Origin of the sequence: Mesobacillus sp. MER 48, from assembly GCF_023714225.1 — a bacterium.
Classification (GTDB): domain Bacteria; phylum Bacillota; class Bacilli; order Bacillales; family Cytobacillaceae; genus Mesobacillus; species Mesobacillus oceanisediminis_A.
Genome location: NZ_JAMAUR010000001.1, coordinates 211,771 through 230,444 on the forward strand (window position 1 = coordinate 211,771; position 18,674 = coordinate 230,444).

The window sequence follows — 18,674 nt, forward strand, 5'->3', positions numbered from 1 at the left end:
TCCATGTAAGCGCTTTGTTGAATCGACTTATCCTGGTCCTCGCCTCTCTGTTGCTTGTCGAAATTTCTGGTTTGCTTTTTGGAACAAACCATTTAATATGGATGGTTCTCTTTTTTATTGCATTAGCAGGATCCTCCTTCAACCTGATAGGCGGATTAACTGCCGCTGGATTAAGCACCTCCCTTGTTTTCTTTCAGGCTGAAGTTTTCCCGATACTCCTTATCCCGGTGTATTTTGCAATTGGTTCAGCAGCAGGTTATGTTTCACAACAAATCGATAAAAAGGGAACCAATCATCAGTTGTGGACAAATATGCTCATGAATCAATCAAAGCATTTACAAGTGTTCCGTGAAGTAAGTACGACCATGCAGCGAACTCTTCAGCAGGATATGCTATTGAAAGTAATCCTGACTTCGGTTACTGCGGGTCATGGACTAGGCTTCAATCGGGCAATGATTTTCTTGTCATCACATGAAACAAATTCTTTAAAAGGAGTAGTCGGTGTAGGGCCGATGGATGTAAAAAAAGGCTATGAAGTTTGGGAGAAGATATCGGAAGACAAATTGAAGCTGCGCGACTTGATTGAACATAATTTCGACAGCAACTTCACTGATCCTGAATTGAATTCAATACTTCGGTCACTGGATATTCCGCTTGATGGCCAAAATGTCTTTAGCCAATCATTAACACGACAACAGCCGGTGATCGTGAAGGAGATCGATGAAACCGATTCCTCCCAGGCACTGATTAACAGCCTGTTCCAAACGGATGAATTTGCGGTCATCCCCTTGATTAATCAGGGGAAAAATATCGGAATCCTTTTGATAGACAATATTGTTAACAAGCGTCCGATTACATTGATAGATACTGAGAATATTCTGCCGCTTGCCAACCAGGCGGCCATCGCGCTTGACCATGCCAGACTTTATCAACAGATTGAAGAAATGGCCTTGAGAGATGGACTTACGGGGCTCCTAAACCAGCGCGCATTCCAGACTATTCTTGATGATTACTTTCCAGATGATGCAAAAGGTCCCGGCCCTTTGTCATTGATTATTTTCGATATTGACTATTTCAAGGTTTTTAATGATAAGAATGGACACCTCCTTGGTAATGAGGTGTTGATGAAACTTGCACGTGTCATAGAGAATTCATTAAGAGCTGGTGATTTCTCCTTCAGGTTTGGCGGTGAGGAATTTGTTGTGCTTTTACCGGGAACACCTCTACCAAAAGCAGAAGTAATGGCGGAAACCATTCGAAAAAATGTAGAAGCAGCAAGCTTTCCCGGCGAGGAAACCCAACCACATGGCATTTTAACTGTAAGCATTGGAATAGCATGTACAGATCACCCTGCCATCACGAGTAAAAATGAACTCATTGAGGCAGCCGATCAAGCACTTTATAAAGCAAAAAGATCTGGAAAAAATACGGTGGTCACATTTAAGGAGTTCGTTTGCATTGATTGAACTGACATTTATTATCGCTGCATTGGTCTTCGTTTTGACATCTATAATGACAAGCAGGCCGATGTATACCCTTTCGATGAAGAATTACTCGAAGCGGGTCACATCCCAATATGCTATCAGAATAGCTGATTTACATTACTCTTATGACCAGATGATCTATTTCATTTCACTTCCTACTACTCTTCCCTATATAAAAGCGGCGGTGAAAGAGGACTTGATCATCGAACAGGATTACTCATCCTTTTTTTATCCTGAGTTAAAGGGAATAAAAATATCTTTGGACCATGAAGGAGAAAAACTATATCTCGCATATTTGCCAATCGGAAATTTCCGGCTTCCCCATTTAGATAAGCTTCAGCAAGAAGGCAGTATTGATGAAGAGGCTTATTTAAAAATTAGTACCACAAAGCTGCTCCACCCTGACACCCTGCAAGAGGTTCGGGATGAGGTGTTCAAGCAGCTGCAAGTAGGCCGTTATTAAGGAGCCAAAGGTCAAAGAACACCTCACTGTTAAATGCATATCTAATAAAAACGGAAAGAGCCGGTTTTAATTAATTGCCGGCTCTTTTAATTCTTTTAGTGAATCTTTATCTGGGCTTTCCAATCAACGATAAATCCATTTTTTCAGCAGTGCAGCCCAAAAAACCATCAACAAATGGATGGAATTATTGACCAATACATGGCGCAAATTCTTCATTGCAATCCCCGTCTTCAAAACATACAAATCCATGTTAAGCATGAATATTCAGCTGGTGAACGATAAAAAGCCCTAGGCACCTCGGGCTTTTCTCAATTATCTGATCAAGATTCGATTTTACCAATAAATTGGAGGTCTTCTGCATTAAACTCACTTGGAGAGCTTTCAAGAATTTTTTTCACGTCAGATAAAGTTTCTTTTAATCCTACTGTTACACCTTTTTTCCCAGTATAAGGTTCGGCAACATAAAAGGGCTGAGTCAAATAGGCCTCCAGTTTTTCACCTTGCTTATAGACTTGAAGTTCGGATTCCGGCAGACGGCCGACACCGTGAACCGTAACGATCGAACGCAACTCCCGATATCGGCGGAGTAATTTTTGTGCTTTTTGCTGTACGCCATGGTGAACGGGGTCTAGATAAGAACCCTCAAGGATGGAAGATGTAGAGTAGATAGGATTTACGGCCGGATATTTATGTCTTGCAGCCAAATCAGCATCGAATTGCCACAAAGTATCGAGCGGTCCATATGGAAGATCATCATCCACTGCTTCTCCTTTTAAATCGAGCAAGAATGTTGTTACTTCTGTTATGTCTTTATCATCAAGCATTTCTTGCAGGGTGTACATCTCTCCTGATAAAACATATGCACGATCAGCTGTAAGTACAAATTTCTTGTCAACCCCTGCAGAAATCATCATGTTAAAAGTCTCTTCTATACTATTAGCCACAAAGTCAACATCATCAAGGATGTCGTTCATTTCAGGATGGTTGTCCTTTGGATTGAGAAGAATGGTCTTATACCCTTCCATTTTTAATCTGTGCAGCATTTCAGCCAATACTACTAATTGGCCCATACCCGGCCGTGCGACCAGGCCAACTGTCCCGCCTTTTGCAATTGGAGCAAATAAGTCTAAGATTTTAATACCAGTTTCGATCATTTCCACACTCTCCCCTCTTAAAATAAGTTCATCCAGGGTGCAGCCAGCAAGCTCCGCCAGTGCCACAATTGTACGTACCTCCGCCCTGCCAACGGGAATTTTACCCGTAGATAGGTTTGAAACAGTAGCAGGTCTTAGTCCGACAGATTTTGCTGCGGTAGTAAGATTAGGTACTCGCTTCCTCAGTAAAGCCACATTCAATCTAAGTTTTTCCATCGCTTCCTCCTCCTTACTTTTAATAGTAATCATTTTTACTCTATAAAGCAACGATTAATTACTCTCTAAAGTAATTTTTTTACTCATTAACTTTTCGTGTGCATAAAAGGCAGTTCACCTAAATAAATTAAATGCTTATCGATTTGTGTAACTGTACTCAACATCAAGCTATTTTCACTAGAGTTACTTTCACAGAAGTCTTATGAGTTTGTCCTCCCTTTAAACGGGTATAAAAGAATATACACAATTAAAGGAGGGCAAAACAATGAATGACGAACAAACAAAAGGCGCTTTCGATCAGGTAAAAGGTGAAGCCAAGAAGCAATTTGGCAAGGTGACCAACAATGAATCCATGGAAGCGGAAGGCCGTCTTGATAAAGGAAAAGGCAAATTGAAAGAAACCGCCGGGGATTTAAAAGAGGACGTATCACGCGCATTTAACGATTCTTCAAGAGATTAATAGCTATAAATAAGAAAAAATGCCTTCGCAACGAGCGAAGGCGTTTTCTTGTTGTTCTACTCAACATTATTCTTATTTTTACCCTTTACAAACCGGTATGCAAGATAGGCTATATATAACGGTGTTGCAATATAAATCAAATATGGGAATTGTCCATACGTCCCTTTCCATATGACAAATAACAAAGACCCAAGAAAAATGGTAACAATGGTACCGTATTTTGGAAGCGGAACTTCTTTAAAGCTAGGAATCCTCACCCTGCTGACCATCAGGAAGCTGAGAGCTGTAAAGACAACCGTCGTAACGATATTAGGAATCAAGTGCCCGAATAGGGTAAGGATGGCCATGATTCCGCCTGCAGCAGTGATTGGAACGCCAATAAAGTAATTAAGTGATGATTTATCCGTGCTGATGTTGAACCTCGCCAGGCGATAAGCTCCAAAAAGCGGAAATAGTCCGGCAACCATTAGACCCCATATCCCAAATTGGTAGAAATATGTATAATACACCAGGAATGACGGCGCTACACCGAAGGTAACGATGTCCGCAAGTGAGTCAAGCTCCTTGCCAAGCTGGCTATCCGCCTTCAGCATCCTCGCAAGTCTTCCATCCATGCTATCGAGCATCATGCCGATTAATATTAAAATGGCCGCATTGTTAAATTGACCATTAGCCGCAAATCCAATCGAAAGAAAACCACAATACAGATTCCCCAGTGTGAACATATTGGGAATCATCTTTGTAAACCGCATCAGTTGTCATCACTCTCCGAACATAATCTAATTCTGCATATGCCTATTTTTACCCTGGCAGCCTAGCAAACATGTTTATTTTTTCATTTAATCGCCGAAAATATAGTTTAACTATATCATTAATTCTCATCCTGAGTAGAATATAATCATAAAAATTCCTAAAAGATTTTGTAAGAAATGTTATGGATGGCCTCTGTAAAAAATGCTTTAAAAATGTTTCTTCTAATTGTATACTTATCTGGGGTTGGTGAATTATGATCAACAAATATATGCGCAGGATCAAATTTCTTCTTATAAAATTATTAAGAATAAAGGAAAACGCACACAATGTTTCAATAGGATTTACCATGGGTTTTTTAATCCATTTCATACCATCTTTTGGGATGGGACCCATCCTGTCTACCGTAAGTGCTAAGGTGTTCAAGGGTAATGCTATGGCAGGTTTCATAAGCGGCGTAGCTCTGATCTGGCTGTTTCCATTTTTGTTTTATCTGAATGTAGTCGTGGGTGAGACTGTCATTCCAGGTGGGAACTTTCATTCTCCAGTTGGTATGACATTACATGGAATGGAAGCAGGAATGCATTTAGGTGCCGTTTTCTTCATTGGCATGATTATTAATATCCTTCTCTTCGGTTTGATTGTCTATTATGTCGTTTATACCATCATGAGAAAGTACCGATTAAACTTCCTGAATATAGTAAAAAAATGGGATATAAAAAAATAAGGAGCAAGAAAATTCTTAAGATTTTTCTGCTCCTTATTTTTTATTTATATGACTTCCAGGAATTCGATTAATTCTCGTTCAAGGCCTGGGTAAAATACAGTCCTCCAATTCCCCACAATATAAGGACCCTCTATAGGTATGATATTTCGACTACGAAATTCCTTTATAACAGAATTCAGATGATCCACCTCAAAGCAAAGATGCATAGACACTCCACTTTCCGATACGGGCACGTTTCCAATAAGTTCAATCTTGAAGCCATCCTTTTCCAAGAAGAAAATATCCTCTCCCCCAAATCGGAGTCCTCCATTTTCTTTAAACCCGAAAATTTTCTCATAAAAGGCTTTCGCAGCCTGTAAATCACTCACTTCAATCCCTAAATGATGGAACCTCATTATTCCCCCGCTCTCCTTTCAGGTGACTTATGATCAAAAACTAACAGTGTCATCTTAAACTCGGTTAAATAATCAGATTGATATCACCGAATTCGTGCCATAAATAATTGTTTTTAATTGCGGCAGCATAAGCTTCAAATAGGCCATTCTCATTAATGAATGCTGTCAGCATATCCAAATGGCTGGCCTTCGGTTCATGAAATCCCGTAATGATCCCGTCCACGAGCTGTAATTGATATTCAGAGTTAACGTAAAGATTGGTCCAACCATTCAGGGTTGATTCAGCAGCTGCGGTTTCAAGCGCCCTAACTACGGTCGTTCCCCCGGCGATAATCTTCCTTCCCCCTGCTTTCGCTTTGAGTATTTCATCCATTGCTTCCTGGTTTATTGAGTATTCTTCATAAAGATCTTCCGGCGAATGAGGATTCAGGTCATCAAGCAAATAACCAAGCCCGGTATGAAGTTGAAGATACACTAGCTTTATCCCTTTTCCCTGGAGCTTCATTAACATTTCCCAGGTGAACGCCCTGCCTGCTGATGGCATTTCTATTGACCCTGGCTGGCTTGCGAAAACAGTCTGGTAATAATCAAGCTCCCACGGAACTTCGATATACTCGTATCTTACTGGGTATCCTACTGAATAGATTGCATCATAAAACTTTTCTCCTTGAAGAGTGAATTGCATAATTTTTAATGGGGATTTCAAGACTTCCCCAATAACCTCAGCTTCTAATTTATCCGATATTTTAAAACAGTCCCCTGTTTTTACATTCTGCTGTGTAGCCAGGACTTCCCAAACGGCTCCAGCCCTTTTTCTGGCTAGTCTTAATTCAATGTCAGTTCCAATTACCTTCCCGTCGCGCATCCAATCTGCCTTCAGGGCAGCCGGTATGGTTCTGCTGTTATTCAATACAAGTACATCTCCTGGGTTCAAGTAATTTTCGAGGCGAATAAAATGATCGTGACTAACACGGCCAGTTTCCCTGTCTAAAACCATCATCCTGACCTGATCGCGGCGAAGTCCCCGCCTTTCCGGCGGATGGGAAGCATTAAGGTAATCTGGCAGGAAGAAATCATATGTTGCAGTTGTTTTTGTCTGCATTATAATCCCTCCTTTTTAAATGCCTGAGCCTCTAATCTCTGGCCATTGACCCCTTTTGAGGCATCTGAGGCAAGATAAAGGAAGACATCAGCGACCTCATTTGGATGTGCTAACTCATAATCGCAATCTGGAACCGCAAGTGCATGCATCTCGGTGTCCATTTCACCCGGGTCAACCATATTTATTCTAATATTCGTAGATTTTAGTTCATCTGCCCATGTCCCGGTCATACCTTCGACGGCAAATTTTGAGATTCCATATGCTCCCCAGCCGGCATATCCAACATTACCTGCTTCTGATGTTACATTTATAACAGACCCCTCATTATTTACCAGCATGGAAGGCAGGACCCTTCGCGTGACCAAAAAGGGACTGATGCTGTTAACCTTGAGCACCTCGGTGAAATCCTCCTCGGGAAAATCGAGTAAAAGAGGCATGGGGCTAGGTCCCAGAATGGAGGCGTTATTGATTAACACATCGATTCGTCCATATGCTTCAAGTGTGAGAGCGACGAATTTCTCTGCGTCCCTGGGAATCGATATGTCAGCCGTAACGGCAAGCACCTCGACTCCATAACTTACCGCTTCCTCCCTGACCCTGTACAACTCCTCTGTCCTTCGGGCACAGACTGCCAGTTTCGCTCCCTCTTTCGCAAACCTTAACGTCAATGCTCTTCCAAGTCCCTGCGTGACACCAGTAATCATCACCACTTTGTTTTTTACCATAGTCAATCCTCCTTGTGATTTCTTTCTTGTCTTTATCATAAGATTTCCAAGAAAATGAATCCTCGTAGAGAAGCTTGAAATGTACTACGACTTTAGTCTGAACTTTCAAAGTAGAACCCAAAAAAGGCTGCACAATGGCAGCCTTTTCAGATTACATATTAATTATTAAAGTTCCAGAAGGTATACTATCGCTTCATATGGTCTCAAGGGAATTGAAGAAACGTATTCAGGTGCTGGCTCGTAATTTGACACTAGAACATCGCTTTTCTTATCCTGGAGGTCTGCTGGTAATGTGAAGCTTTGTTCCTCACCGGTAAAATTCAATATAACAAGGAGCTTTTGCGAGCTCAACGTCCTCGTATATACATATATGTTTTCATCTTCCGGAAGCAGAATATCATAGCGGCCATGGACAATAATCTGCTGCTCTTTCCTTAACTGAATCAGCTTCCGATAATAGTGGTAGATGGAATTTTCATCAGCGACTGCCTGCCTTGCATTAATCTGTGGATAATTTGGATTTACCTGAATCCAAGGCGTTCCTGTTGTAAAACCGCCATGCTCGCTATCGTCCCACTGGAAAGGTGTACGCGCATTGTCACGCCCTTTCACATATATGGATTCCATAACTTTTGCTGGATCTTCCCCCTGCTGATTGACCTTCTCATCGTACATATTCAGGGTCTCAATATCCTTATAATCATCGATCGAGTCAAAGCGGACGTTGGTCATCCCGATTTCCTCTCCCTGATAAACATACGGTGTTCCTTTCAGCATATGCAGGAAGGTGGCCAGCATCTTCGCCGATTCCACTCTGTATTGCTTGTCATTCCCAAATCTTGAAACCATCCGCGGCTGGTCATGATTATTCAAATACAAGCTGTTCCAACCAATATCCTCAAGGCCCATTTGCCATTTAGTAAAGTTTTTCTTTAAATCAGTAAGCTGTAAGGGTTTGAGATCCCACTTTCCACCTGGGCCGGAATCCAGGTCAACATGCTCAAACTGAAAAACCATATTGACTTCGTTCCTGGATTCATCAGTGTAAAGCTTGGCTTGCTCCACATTGACACCAGGCATTTCGCCAACAGTCATTACATCATAATCAGCAAGTGCTTCTCTATGCATTTCCTGAAGATAATCATGGATTCTCGGTCCATTCATGAAATATCTGCTTCCGGATACATATTTTTTTCCTTCAGGATTTGGAGCGTCAGGGAGTCCATCTACTTTTGAAATGAAATTGATGACATCCATCCTGAATCCATCGATCCCTTTATCCAGCCAGAATCTCATCATGTCATATACTTCCTGGCGAAGCTTAGGGTTTTCCCAATTTAGATCAGGCTGTTTTTTACTGAAGATATGCAAGTAATACTCTTCAGTATTTTCATCGTACTGCCATGCAGAGCCGCTGAAAGTGGATTTCCAGTTATTCGGTTCCTTGCCATCTTTCCCCGGTCTCCAAATATAATAATCACGATAAGGGTTATCCTTCGATCTTTTCGACTCCATAAACCAATGATGTTCATCAGAGCTATGGTTTACAACCAGGTCCATGATCAGTTTAAGTCCTCTATCATGCATTTCTTTAAGGAGAAGTTCCCAGTCCTTCATTGTCCCAAAGTCATCCATGATATTTTGGTAATCACTGATATCATATCCGTTATCATCATTAGGAGATTTATATACAGGAGATAACCAGACTACGTCTATACCCAATTCTTTTAAATAATCAAGCTTAGAAATAATGCCAGGGATGTCGCCAATGCCATCACCATTGGAATCCTTGAAGCTCCGGGGATATATTTGGTATATGACAGATTCTTTCCACCAATGTTTTTTCATGCAAGTCACTCCTAATTAATCTTTAAGTAAACGTTTACGTTTTTAATTTTGATGCTCATATAACATCCCTCGCCTCATCGAAAGCCTTTTTACACTTTCCCGTTCGACCACAGAATGCGGCATGATTCTGCTTTCGACAATTGTGCCCTCGGCCATCATCGTAAAAAGCATTTCTGCAGCAACCCGTCCCATTTGTTCCAACGGCTGAGCTACTGTCGTCAATGGCGGTATTGCCATTTCTGCAACCGGGAGATTATCGTAACCGATGATTGAAAGTTCATCTGGTATTTTAATTCCGGCTTTATGTGCCGAAGATATCGCGCCTAGAGCTAGCTCATCGCTTGCAGCAAATATTGCTGTTAAATCTGGTGATTGTTCCAGGAGTTTCGGAAAATGAATATAACCATCCTTAAATGAAAATCCCGGTGAATGGATGATACTCTCTTCTATTATGGCGAGCCCATTATAAGCCATAGCCTGTTTAAATCCATCTACTCTTGTCTGGCCGGCTATCGGATCCTGAGTGTTTCCGCCAATCATTCCAATTTTACTGTGCCCCATTTTTACCAGATAATCAGTTGCAGTAAATGCTGCATGTTTATCATCTACTTTTACGAAGGGCAAAGGGTATTGGTAGGATTCGGTTGAAACAAGTACAACAGGCACCTTCATCGACTTGAGTTGCTTGTAATATTCCTCAGTCATCTTTTCACTGACGAACAGGATACCATCTACCCTCTTCTCTGCTAAGAGCTGTAAATACTTCATGGTTCGCTTTCCTTGTGAGGCTGTATTGCAGACGATCACACTTGAGCCCAGATCATGAACCGCTTCTTCGACTCCACGCAGGATATTTGAAGAGAATTGACTGGAAACCTCCGGAAATAGGATTCCTACAGTATTGGATTTATTGCTGACCAATCCACGGGCGATTGCATTAGGCTGATATCCAAGTTCTTTGATGGCTCGCAGCACTTTTTCTTCGGTTTCTTTTGAGAAGCCACTCAGTCCATTAAGAACTCTTGATACAGTGGCGGTAGAGACTTTCGCTTGTTTTGCTACATCTTTTATTGTATGACTCATTAACCATCAAACCCTTTACGTAAACGTTTACGTTCTAAATTAATCATAATATGGTTTCAATCTTATATCAACTATTTCTTTCCCGGATTACTTTTGCTTTTTTTTGCTATCTTCTGCAGGTTGGGTTCCAGCATTTTCAGTAATACCGGTTAGGATTTCCCGGTTATATTTACTGCGGTCTTCTCCCATACCAGGCAATGAATTTGCCATTGGCAGTTGTTCCAGTTCTTTTCCTCTTGGCATTTAAACACCCCTGCCCTTAATGTTCCTCATCTTATTGTTACTAACCAAATAATTTAAGCAGGTATTTCAAGTGATTTGTTGAATTAATTATCATGATAATATTGTTAGGTGGTAATTTATGAAGATTGGGTTATTACGTCATTTTAAAGTGACATTAGGCTATCCTGCAAAGTTTGTGACTTCCCAGGAGCTGCTGTCATGGCAGCAAGAGTATAATGAATCAAGTATCGAGGAAGTAGGAATCGATCATCAAGGTCAAAAATGGGGTAATTGTTATTCCAGTGATTTACCAAGGGCAAAAACCACTGCATATAAGGCTTATGATGGAGATATTATTTTTCTGGAGGAACTTAGAGAAATCTCGATATATCCAGTCATTCCCTCTGATTTACGGCTTCCTCTTTGGCTTCACGTATCCTTAATAAGGATTGCGTGGTTTTTTGGACATAAATCTCAGAGGGAAAGTAAACAGGAAGTCATTGCAAGGATTAACAAGGTTTTGGATCAGGCAATGGAACTTGGCGAAGATGTTTTGATTGTAGGGCATGGTGGAATCATGATGTTTTTGAGAAAAGAAATGCTAAAAAGAGGTTTTAAAGGCCCCAAATTCAACAAGCCTGAAAATGCCCTAGTCTATATTTTTGACAACCAGACGCGATAATTAGGCGTCTTTTTTTATGAATGCGCATGAATGAACCGGCTCTGTAATGGAAAAAGTAACGACGAGCCAGTTATATGAGGAGGTACGGAAATGGAGAACACACACGAATTTGTCCAAAAATTGCATGATAAGCAGCGAAAAGATGAACAGAATAGAAAGCGCCAGGGAAAAGAAAACCCGAGTGACAAGCTTCCTAACAAACAACATTAAAGATACTTGCATCACATTTTAAAAATAGACCGCTTAAAAGCGGTCTATTTTCATGTTATCTTTTTCGGCGGTTTCTGGAACTGCTCTTGAGACCCACTCGGTCTGTCGATGAACTGGAGTTGGTTCTGTTCCTGCTATCCCTTTTAGGCTTTTCTCCTATGTTGCTCCTTGTCCGTCCGTTTCTTGATGGATTTTCAGCCTGTCCACCTCTTTTTTCGTCTGGACGGTTTTTTCCTGATCCCTGGCTATCTGGTTTCCTTCTTTGTTCCAGTCTTGACGATGGCTGTTCCCTTTCTGTGCGTTGTTGACCTTCCATGCGTGAGGGACGATTGCCATTGCGGGAGGCTGATTTTTTATCGGCTATTTTTTCGCCTCGATGATCTCTTTCAGGTTTACTGTTACCCCTTCGTCTCAAGCTTGAATTCCTTCCTTTATAGTCGCCAGCTTTATGCGTTTTCGAGACTCTCTTATCTCCTGATTGATCTTCATCTCTTTTGGCATTCCCCATATTTTTTTTTTCGATCCTGATGTTGAGTTCCAATTCAATTTGTTCCAATAATGATCGATCTTTGGCTGTATAAAAGGTTAGCGCGAGTCCTTCATTGCCTGCTCTTCCTGTCCTTCCGATCCGATGGATATAACTTTCGGTATCAAGGGGAATGTCATAATTGAAAACATGGGTGACACCTTCTACATCAAGTCCCCTTGCAGCTACATCGGTGGCAATAAGGTACTGAATCTTCGCTTCACGGAATTTCTTCATTACCTGCTCCCTTTTCGCCTGGGACAGGTCACCGTGCAGCTCATCACAATTGAAATGATTTGCTTTTAACACATCGTTCAGCTTGCTTACTCTTCTTTTCGTCCGGCAAAAAATCACCGCGAGAAATGGCTGATAGGATCTTAAAGATTCAATCAAATCACCTTGCTTGGACCGATCCGTTGAACTGATGGCCATTTGTTTGATATTTTTTAGCGGAGCCTGGGTTTTCTCAACCTGGATGTACTCAGGCTGGAACATATGTTGTTTAGCCAGCCTTTTGATCTCATCAGGCATTGTCGCTGAAAATAGCAATGTTTGTCTTGTTTTTGGCGTCTGCTTGATGATTTCTTCAACCTCATTCAAGAAACCGATATGAAGCATTTGATCCGCTTCATCAAGTACAAGAAACGCGGCTTTGGAAAAATCGACAGTCTCCCTGCGGATATGGTCAAGCAATCTCCCTGGAGTACCGATGACAATATGGATGTTTTTCTTTAGTTTTTTCAGCTGCGCTTCTACATCCTGTCCGCCATATACAGCAAGAACATTCATTCCTTCTATATCATCCGTCAGCTTTTTGATTTCATGGGTAATCTGTAAAGCAAGCTCTCTCGTAGGTGTAACAATCAATGCCTGTATATTCGGATTATGAATATCGATTTTTTCTATAATGGGCAGCACAAAAGCGAAAGTCTTGCCGGTACCTGTCTGAGACTGAGCAATCACATCCTTGCCATCCAGCAATAATGGTATTGCTTTTTCCTGAATTGAAGTAGGCTCAGAAATCCCATTCCGATTTAATGTGTCTGCAATATATTCTGATATACCTAATGATTTAAAATGATTCAATATAAATCCCTGCTTTCTTTATTCGGCTGGATGAACCCAACCACCCTTCTCATTATTGCTGTTTATGTTAGAAAATATCAAGGTTATATTGCAAATGATTTTTCAGATTCACCTGAGTTGTCAAGCTTCTACTATTGGGTAAAATAATAATATGTGGATTTTAGATATTGCCTGTGGTACGATTTACTAATTGAAGAATAGGAAGTGATTATAAGTGATTAAAATTGAACTGCCAGCACCAGATGTAGTCATCACACGAAGCAAGCAATTAGGAGAAAAAGTTGAAGCTGTGATCAGCAGTGAATATGGTTTTACTGATTACCACCGGATCCCAAGGGATAAAGGCGGAATCATCATGTTCTTTGACGCTGACGATGAATTGATGTTCGTAGGAAAAGCACGTAAGCTTAGACCTCGTGTAAAAAAACATTTCGAGGATAATGTCTCCCCAATTAAAAACCATCGTCATGAAGTGAACAAAATTGCAGTCATAACTGTGGTAGATCCAATCGACAGAGAAATTTATGAAACCTATGCTATTAACGTACTTAAAGCCAAGTATAATATCGATAAGGTATTTTATAAATAAGAAGAGCCTGCATGCAGGCTCTTCTTATTACTTAAACCAGCCTTTTTCCTTTGACTGGGTAATGGCTTCTATCCTGTTTGTAACCTGAAGTTTATCCAGGATTGTGGAAATATAGTTTCTGACCGTGCCTGTTGTAATGCTGAGCTGTCCGGCAATTTCCTTTGTGTTTTTGCCATCGGCCACAAGTTCAAGGACCTCCATCTCACGTTCGGTCAGCGGATTTTCCTCACTGTATACATCATCCATGAGTTCAGGGGCAAACACTCGTCTTCCTCCCATCACACTCCGGATTGTGCTCGCCAGTTCCTCTGAAGGACTATCCTTCAATAAATACCCGCTGACACCTGCTTTCAACGCTCGCTGAAAATACCCGGATCGGGCAAACGTGGTTAAAATGATAATCTTGCAGCCCAGCCCTTTCAATTCTTCCGCCGCTTCAAGTCCGGTTTTTCCAGGCATTTCAATGTCCATCACACATACATCCGGTTTTATCTCTTTGGCCAGTGCAACTGCTTCCTCCCCGTTGCTCGCTTTGCCAACGACTTCCATATCATCTTCAAGACTCAGCAGAGACCCCAATGCCCCCAATAGCATGCGCTGGTCCTCGGCAATGACAATACGTATCATAGCTGGTCCTCCCTATCGGTTTGCTTCAATACTTTAGGTATTTTAATTTTAAGATTCGTACCGTTATCTGAAAGAATATCAAGTGTGCCATTCACAAATTCCAGTCGTTCCCTCATGCCCTGTAGCCCGCTGCCCTTGTAGAGGTCCTCTTCCGTAATATTGCCGACTCCATTATCGCTCACTACAGCAGCAAGTTCATTTTCTGTTTGCCGAATGGAAACGCTGCATTCTGTTGCTGAACTATGTTTAACAACATTCGTAACTGCTTCTTTAAGGCACATGCTTAGGATATTTTCAGAAAGCAAAGATACGTTGTTGAGATTAAAATCTTCTTCATTTCCGACAAACTTGATTTCCGCTGCTTTTAAAATCTGTTTGATGTGGATGAGCTCGTCACGGACGCGGATCCCTCTCATTTCTGCCACCATTTTTCTTACTTCATTCAGGGCAGTCCTTGCCGTCTGCTGAACATCCTTTAATTCCTCTTTTGCCAATTCGGCATCTTTATTGATCAATTTGCGGGCTAAATCACTTTTCAATCCGATTAATGACAACTTTTGGCCAAGAGTATCATGTAAATCCCTGGCGATCCTTTGACGCTCTTCAAGCTTAACAAGTTCCGAAATTCGCTTATTTGCATCCTCAAGCTTTTCTTCGAGCTCTCCTCTTTCATTTTTGTTATGAATGCTGAAAGGAAGCAGAATCACACTGATCCACACAATCACAATGATAGGAAGCTGTTTTATAAAGAACTCTTCCTGGAGGACGATTTCAAAATTGATGACAATCGATGTCCCTACCAGGTGAATGAAATATAAAACTAGAAACGGAATACGGTCTTTTATATTCCCAATAAAATAAACAATAAAAAATGCAAAATAAACATAGCTGAAAAGACTTGCAGATGCAATGGAAATACCGATCAGGATACACGTCCATAGGTATACTGTCCATCCTCTTGAGACAAATGCGAGCCAGTATACGAGAAAAAACAGCAGAGTCAGGATGATTCCTGCCGCTTTCCCAGCCATAGTTGGCATCTGCCAAATGAAGTAAAAGGGAAGAATACCGAGTATAGTCCATATGTATGGGGAAATTCCTGTACTTCTAAGTGAATTGAAATACCTTTTAAACATATAAAAACCTCTGCTTTATGATTGCTGATTCTATTCTATCATAATGGAAATGGATATAATTACAAAAAATTACTCCCCTGATTCAAGATGCCTTTATACATCCAGAATTAGGGGAGCGAGTTTTATAGTTCCGGTTTTGTCTGAGTCGTCAACTTATTGCTTTGCTGCAATGCTTTCATTTCCCTGAAGCTAATGAATTGCTTCTTTCGTTCGTCCCAAAGACGGAAACGCAAGGAAGTCAGGCTGGTTGAAATTGTGATGGTCGGCACATTCTGCAATGGCTTCGTATTATTATGAACTTCTTCAAGCTTATAGTTCGGGACTCTAGGGCTTAAGTGGTGAACGTGGTGGTAGCCAATATTTCCAGTGATCCACTGCAATACTTTTGGCAGCTTGTAGTATGAGCTTCCTTCCACGGCAGCTTTTACATACTCCCAGTCTTTATCCTCTTCAAAATAAGAATCTTCGAATGTATGCTGTACATAGAACAGCCAGATGCCAAACATCCCGGCAATGAAGAAAATCGGCCCTTCTACCATTAAGAATGCCTTCCAGCCAATTGCCCAAATCAGGAGGCCAGAAATTCCAAAAATCAAAACATTTGTCAAATAAGTGTTAAGGCGCTCCTTCGTTCTGGCACCTTTGCGGTTAAAACGGTTCTTGAATAAAACGATGTAAATCGGCCCCAATACAAACATTACGAATGGATTGCGGTACAATCTGTACGCAAGCTTCTGCCACGCAGGAGCAGCCATATATTCATCGACTGTCAGCACCCAGATGTCGCCAGTTCCGCGTTTGTCCAAATTGCTGCTGGTTGCATGGTGGACAGCATGGTCATGGCCCCATTGGCTATAGGGAAACAAAGTCAGTACTCCGGTGAGGGTTCCGACAACTTTGTTCGCAGTACGGTTTTTGAAGAACGAATGATGCGTGCAGTCATGGAAGATGATGAAGATCCTGACCATGAAACCAGCAGCAGCAGCCGCAAGCACAAGTGTCAATCCATAGGAAATCGACAGACTTTGATAGGCAAAATACCATAATGCCAAAAATGGAATGACAGTGTTGACTATTTGAATAATACTCATTTTAGTGTTTGAATTTTCATAAGGGGCGACCTGTTTTCTAAGTTCTTTTGCGTTGTTAGTTGTCATCTTGTTCAATAATTCCCCTTTCGGATTTCTTAGTTAATTAAATTATAAATAAGGGAAATGGTTTTGTGCAGTAGCAGGTGTCATGTATGACATATGATAAATGTCATGTTTCGTTTTGTTTTTACAATAAAAAGGTTGGAATATCAAGGATTTATGATTATTATCTGGTACTAACATTTACTAATAATTTTTTCTATGTAGTTGGTTTATTCCGCTTTTGATCTCTTATCGAATATTCCTTCACCCAGCCAAAACTTGTTCGATCATTTCCGGTGCCATCAATCATTTCTGTCAAAGTTGGCGGATACGGATTTACCCTTATATGTTTAACCAAATTTTCAAATGTGAAATTATATTTCAAAGAATCACAAATAGACATCCAATCTATAATTGTTTCGCTCTTAACTGTCACTACCGGATAAATATATTCGATTAAAGCCAATAGTTTTAAACTCTCTTCCTTCGTCACTGTTTTCTTCACCATCCTTCAAACCCACAGTAATTCATTTTTTCCATGCTGGCCGTAAAGATACATAGCAACTTGAGCTTTATCAATGTAGAATGAGATAAAAAGCTGTCCTGGCGGGTGAGAAAATATGAAGCATGCAATTATTACGGGTTCCTCAAGCGGATTTGGAAAATTGATCGCAATTGAACTGGCCAAATCAGGCTATGATGTGACTGCCACAATGAGGAATCTAAAAAAGAAAGATCATTTGTTGGAGCTTGCAGCGGCTGAAAAAGTGACAGATCAGATTCAATTATTTCAGTTGGATGTTACGATTGATGAATCAATCCAAGAATTCAAGAGGTTCGTGCATTCACTGGATTCAGTAGATCTGCTAGTCAATAATGCCGGCTATGCACAAGGTGGCTTTTCAGAAGAACTTGAGGTGGACACATATCGAAAACAATTTGAAACGAATTTTTTTGGAGTGATTGCTGTCACTCAGGCCGTCCTCCCTTTTATGCGTCAGCAAAGGTATGGAAAAATCATAAATATGAGCAGCATCAGCGGAAGGTTTGGATTCCCAGGCCTGTCTGCCTACGCAGCATCGAAACATGCTCTGGAGGGATACAGTGAAAGCTTAAGGCTGGAGTTAAAGCCTTTTGGAATCGATGTAATTTTGATTGAACCTGGTTCCTTTAAAACGGATATATGGAAAAGCATTGAAGCAGTTCCAATGCATGACCAATCACCATATGAATCCTCTATGGAAGCGATTATGAAAGAACTAAAAACCGCTGAAGCCAGTTATGGGAATCCTCAGGATGTTGCCAGGCTTGTTTCTGGAATTGCATCCGCAAACTCCCCGCAATTGAGATATCCAATTGGTAAAGGCATCAAGAATACCTTGTTTTTAAAAAATCTTCTTCCGTGGAAAATGATTGAAAAAATCGTTATTAAAAAATTGAATATGTAATCCTCCCAGCAGATTCTTTTCATAAAAAAGGTGCCCGATCAATAGATTGGGCACCTTTTCTCTAGTTAGACATTGCTTTATTGTTGAAAATATGATTGATTGGATTAAGCAGCATGGCACCGATTCCCTGAATGATGGTTTTTACGATGACCTGGCCTAAAATCGCAGCAGGGACGGCTTCCCATGGCAGGAAGTTTGCTCCTAAAGGACTCAATCCTAGCACGACGAATATGATTGAGTCCAACAGTCCGCCAACCAATCCGCTATAGAAGATTCTCCAGCTCATTGGCAGTTTTAGCCTCGTATAAATTTCAGTATCGGTCGTCTCAGCAACAGCAAAGCTCAAAGCCGAAGCGAATACAATCCAAAGAGTGTCACCAAGAATCGAAGAAACAATTGCTGATAATACAAGAGCCAAGCCAATGAACATGTATGTTTTCGCTCGGCCATACTTATTTTGGACAAGGTCACGGAAAATGAATGTGGCTCCTATCAATAATGTACCCATCGGCACAATGAACATACCAAACTGAAGTGGTGCAAGTGCCGCTGTAATCACGTTGGCAGTTATAATTGAAATCAAGTATAAAAAGATTCTCATAATCTTA

22 protein-coding genes are annotated in these 18,674 nt (G+C 41.0%); 8 read left to right on the plus strand and 14 right to left on the minus strand.

The features are described from left to right. The first annotated feature begins 17 nt into the window (after positions 1-17). Together M3593_RS01015 and M3593_RS01020 are read left to right on the plus strand one after the other, a co-directional pair. Positions 18-1,466, plus strand: a complete 1,449-nt coding sequence (locus M3593_RS01015; protein ID WP_251540288.1) for a sensor domain-containing diguanylate cyclase — start codon at positions 18-20, stop codon at positions 1,464-1,466. Further along, positions 1,459-1,947, plus strand: a complete 489-nt coding sequence (locus M3593_RS01020) for a hypothetical protein (protein ID WP_144480756.1) — start codon at positions 1,459-1,461, stop codon at positions 1,945-1,947. Before M3593_RS01015 ends, M3593_RS01020 begins: the two co-directional genes overlap by 8 nt. Positions 1,948-2,267: 320 nt before the next feature. Here M3593_RS01020 and M3593_RS01025 read toward each other — a convergent pair whose 3' ends face one another. Next, positions 2,268-3,317, minus strand: coding sequence for an ATP synthase beta subunit C-terminal domain-containing protein (locus M3593_RS01025; RefSeq protein ID WP_251540289.1), 1,050 nt, complete (start codon positions 3,315-3,317; stop codon positions 2,268-2,270). Between the two features lie 265 nt (positions 3,318-3,582). On the opposite strand from M3593_RS01025, the gene M3593_RS01030 reads away from it, so the two are divergent. Then, positions 3,583-3,777 (plus strand): CsbD family protein, encoded by a 195-nt coding sequence (locus M3593_RS01030; protein WP_144480752.1) that lies wholly within the window; start codon positions 3,583-3,585, stop codon positions 3,775-3,777. A 56-nt stretch (positions 3,778-3,833) separates the two neighbouring features. On the opposite strand, the gene pssA is transcribed toward M3593_RS01030, so the two are convergent. Continuing rightward, entirely contained in the window at positions 3,834-4,529 is a 696-nt protein-coding gene (gene pssA / locus M3593_RS01035; RefSeq protein WP_251540290.1) for a CDP-diacylglycerol--serine O-phosphatidyltransferase, read from the minus strand. Between the two features lie 269 nt (positions 4,530-4,798). On the opposite strand from pssA, the gene M3593_RS01040 reads away from it, so the two are divergent. Next, positions 4,799-5,254 carry a DUF2062 domain-containing protein gene (locus M3593_RS01040; protein WP_251541218.1) on the plus strand — a complete coding sequence of 152 codons (456 nt, stop codon included), beginning with the start codon at positions 4,799-4,801 and terminating at the stop codon, positions 5,252-5,254. A gap of 44 nt (positions 5,255-5,298) precedes the next feature. On the opposite strand, the gene M3593_RS01045 is transcribed toward M3593_RS01040, so the two are convergent. The 6 genes from M3593_RS01045 to M3593_RS01070 all read right to left on the minus strand — a co-directional run bounded on the left by M3593_RS01045 (position 5,299) and on the right by M3593_RS01070 (position 10,650). After that, entirely contained in the window at positions 5,299-5,649 is a 351-nt protein-coding gene (locus M3593_RS01045; protein WP_144480746.1) for a VOC family protein, read from the minus strand. A 64-nt stretch (positions 5,650-5,713) separates the two neighbouring features. Next, positions 5,714-6,751 carry an S-adenosylmethionine:tRNA ribosyltransferase-isomerase gene (locus M3593_RS01050; protein WP_251540292.1) on the minus strand — a complete coding sequence of 346 codons (1,038 nt, stop codon included), beginning with the start codon at positions 6,749-6,751 and terminating at the stop codon, positions 5,714-5,716. After that, positions 6,751-7,476 carry an SDR family NAD(P)-dependent oxidoreductase gene (locus tag M3593_RS01055; protein WP_251540294.1) on the minus strand — a complete coding sequence of 242 codons (726 nt, stop codon included), beginning with the start codon at positions 7,474-7,476 and terminating at the stop codon, positions 6,751-6,753. The genes M3593_RS01050 and M3593_RS01055 overlap by 1 nt, the downstream gene beginning before the upstream one ends. Before the next feature lie 165 nt (positions 7,477-7,641). Next, on the minus strand, positions 7,642-9,324 hold the full coding sequence (locus M3593_RS01060) for a glycoside hydrolase family 13 protein (protein ID WP_251540295.1): 1,683 nt from the start codon (positions 9,322-9,324) through the stop codon (positions 7,642-7,644). 42 nt (positions 9,325-9,366) lie between these two features. Continuing rightward, a complete protein-coding gene (locus tag M3593_RS01065; protein ID WP_251540297.1) occupies positions 9,367-10,407 on the minus strand; it encodes a LacI family DNA-binding transcriptional regulator in 1,041 nt (346 codons plus the stop codon). Between the two features lie 87 nt (positions 10,408-10,494). Further along, positions 10,495-10,650 carry a hypothetical protein gene (locus M3593_RS01070; protein WP_251540298.1) on the minus strand — a complete coding sequence of 52 codons (156 nt, stop codon included), beginning with the start codon at positions 10,648-10,650 and terminating at the stop codon, positions 10,495-10,497. Positions 10,651-10,768: 118 nt separating this feature from the next. Here M3593_RS01070 and M3593_RS01075 point away from each other — a divergent pair, with 118 nt between their 5' ends. After that, positions 10,769-11,311, plus strand: coding sequence for a histidine phosphatase family protein (locus tag M3593_RS01075; protein WP_251540299.1), 543 nt, complete (start codon positions 10,769-10,771; stop codon positions 11,309-11,311). 90 nt (positions 11,312-11,401) lie between these two features. Continuing rightward, a complete protein-coding gene (locus tag M3593_RS01080) occupies positions 11,402-11,521 on the plus strand; it encodes a DUF4023 domain-containing protein (protein ID WP_041965366.1) in 120 nt (39 codons plus the stop codon). A gap of 55 nt (positions 11,522-11,576) precedes the next feature. Here the strand turns inward: M3593_RS01080 and M3593_RS01085 are convergent, their stop codons facing one another. Next, the gene (locus M3593_RS01085) at positions 11,577-13,133 is read right to left on the minus strand and encodes a DEAD/DEAH box helicase (RefSeq protein ID WP_251540300.1); all 1,557 of its coding nucleotides are present in this window, start codon (positions 13,131-13,133) and stop codon (positions 11,577-11,579) included. 214 nt (positions 13,134-13,347) lie between these two features. On the opposite strand from M3593_RS01085, the gene M3593_RS01090 reads away from it, so the two are divergent. After that, the gene (locus tag M3593_RS01090; RefSeq protein WP_023614140.1) at positions 13,348-13,722 is read left to right on the plus strand and encodes a nucleotide excision repair endonuclease; all 375 of its coding nucleotides are present in this window, start codon (positions 13,348-13,350) and stop codon (positions 13,720-13,722) included. Between the two features lie 27 nt (positions 13,723-13,749). On the opposite strand, the gene M3593_RS01095 is transcribed toward M3593_RS01090, so the two are convergent. The 4 genes from M3593_RS01095 to M3593_RS01110 all read right to left on the minus strand — a co-directional run bounded on the left by M3593_RS01095 (position 13,750) and on the right by M3593_RS01110 (position 17,126). Further along, on the minus strand, positions 13,750-14,349 hold the full coding sequence (locus M3593_RS01095) for a response regulator transcription factor (protein WP_144480732.1): 600 nt from the start codon (positions 14,347-14,349) through the stop codon (positions 13,750-13,752). Continuing rightward, entirely contained in the window at positions 14,346-15,485 is a 1,140-nt protein-coding gene (locus M3593_RS01100; RefSeq protein ID WP_144480730.1) for a sensor histidine kinase, read from the minus strand. The genes M3593_RS01095 and M3593_RS01100 overlap by 4 nt, the downstream gene beginning before the upstream one ends. Positions 15,486-15,607: 122 nt before the next feature. Continuing rightward, positions 15,608-16,642 (minus strand): Delta(5) desaturase DesA, encoded by a 1,035-nt coding sequence (gene desA / locus M3593_RS01105; protein WP_144480895.1) that lies wholly within the window; start codon positions 16,640-16,642, stop codon positions 15,608-15,610. A 193-nt stretch (positions 16,643-16,835) separates the two neighbouring features. Then, complete coding sequence (locus tag M3593_RS01110; protein WP_251540301.1) at positions 16,836-17,126, minus strand: hypothetical protein; 291 nt, start codon at positions 17,124-17,126, stop codon at positions 16,836-16,838. A 112-nt stretch (positions 17,127-17,238) separates the two neighbouring features. Here M3593_RS01110 and M3593_RS01115 point away from each other — a divergent pair, with 112 nt between their 5' ends. Beyond that, the gene (locus M3593_RS01115) at positions 17,239-18,066 is read left to right on the plus strand and encodes an SDR family oxidoreductase (RefSeq protein ID WP_251540302.1); all 828 of its coding nucleotides are present in this window, start codon (positions 17,239-17,241) and stop codon (positions 18,064-18,066) included. A 61-nt stretch (positions 18,067-18,127) separates the two neighbouring features. Here the strand turns inward: M3593_RS01115 and M3593_RS01120 are convergent, their stop codons facing one another. Then, positions 18,128-18,667, minus strand: a complete 540-nt coding sequence (locus M3593_RS01120; RefSeq protein WP_144480724.1) for a VUT family protein — start codon at positions 18,665-18,667, stop codon at positions 18,128-18,130. Between the last annotated feature and the right edge of the window lie 7 nt (positions 18,668-18,674).

What these genes read in the sequence shown, in the direction of transcription:
- pssA (WP_251540290.1), bottom strand. Translation starts at nt 4,529, where the DNA reads ATGCGGTTTACAAAGATGATTCCCAATATGTTCACACTGGGGAATCTG.
- M3593_RS01060 (WP_251540295.1), bottom strand. Translation starts at nt 9,324, where the DNA reads ATGAAAAAACATTGGTGGAAAGAATCTGTCATATACCAAATATATCCC.
- M3593_RS01110 (WP_251540301.1), bottom strand. Translation starts at nt 17,126, where the DNA reads ATGGTGAAGAAAACAGTGACGAAGGAAGAGAGTTTAAAACTATTGGCT.
- M3593_RS01115 (WP_251540302.1), top strand. Translation starts at nt 17,239, where the DNA reads ATGAAGCATGCAATTATTACGGGTTCCTCAAGCGGATTTGGAAAATTG.
- M3593_RS01120 (WP_144480724.1), bottom strand. Translation starts at nt 18,667, where the DNA reads ATGAGAATCTTTTTATACTTGATTTCAATTATAACTGCCAACGTGATT.
- M3593_RS01080 (WP_041965366.1), top strand. Translation starts at nt 11,402, where the DNA reads ATGGAGAACACACACGAATTTGTCCAAAAATTGCATGATAAGCAGCGA.
- M3593_RS01065 (WP_251540297.1), bottom strand. Translation starts at nt 10,407, where the DNA reads ATGAGTCATACAATAAAAGATGTAGCAAAACAAGCGAAAGTCTCTACC.
- M3593_RS01050 (WP_251540292.1), bottom strand. Translation starts at nt 6,751, where the DNA reads ATGCAGACAAAAACAACTGCAACATATGATTTCTTCCTGCCAGATTAC.
- M3593_RS01070 (WP_251540298.1), bottom strand. Translation starts at nt 10,650, where the DNA reads ATGCCAAGAGGAAAAGAACTGGAACAACTGCCAATGGCAAATTCATTG.
- M3593_RS01045 (WP_144480746.1), bottom strand. Translation starts at nt 5,649, where the DNA reads ATGAGGTTCCATCATTTAGGGATTGAAGTGAGTGATTTACAGGCTGCG.
- M3593_RS01055 (WP_251540294.1), bottom strand. Translation starts at nt 7,476, where the DNA reads ATGGTAAAAAACAAAGTGGTGATGATTACTGGTGTCACGCAGGGACTT.
- M3593_RS01040 (WP_251541218.1), top strand. Translation starts at nt 4,799, where the DNA reads ATGCGCAGGATCAAATTTCTTCTTATAAAATTATTAAGAATAAAGGAA.
- M3593_RS01095 (WP_144480732.1), bottom strand. Translation starts at nt 14,349, where the DNA reads ATGATACGTATTGTCATTGCCGAGGACCAGCGCATGCTATTGGGGGCA.
- M3593_RS01025 (WP_251540289.1), bottom strand. Translation starts at nt 3,317, where the DNA reads ATGGAAAAACTTAGATTGAATGTGGCTTTACTGAGGAAGCGAGTACCT.
- M3593_RS01100 (WP_144480730.1), bottom strand. Translation starts at nt 15,485, where the DNA reads ATGTTTAAAAGGTATTTCAATTCACTTAGAAGTACAGGAATTTCCCCA.
- desA (WP_144480895.1), bottom strand. Translation starts at nt 16,642, where the DNA reads ATGACAACTAACAACGCAAAAGAACTTAGAAAACAGGTCGCCCCTTAT.
- M3593_RS01030 (WP_144480752.1), top strand. Translation starts at nt 3,583, where the DNA reads ATGAATGACGAACAAACAAAAGGCGCTTTCGATCAGGTAAAAGGTGAA.
- M3593_RS01075 (WP_251540299.1), top strand. Translation starts at nt 10,769, where the DNA reads ATGAAGATTGGGTTATTACGTCATTTTAAAGTGACATTAGGCTATCCT.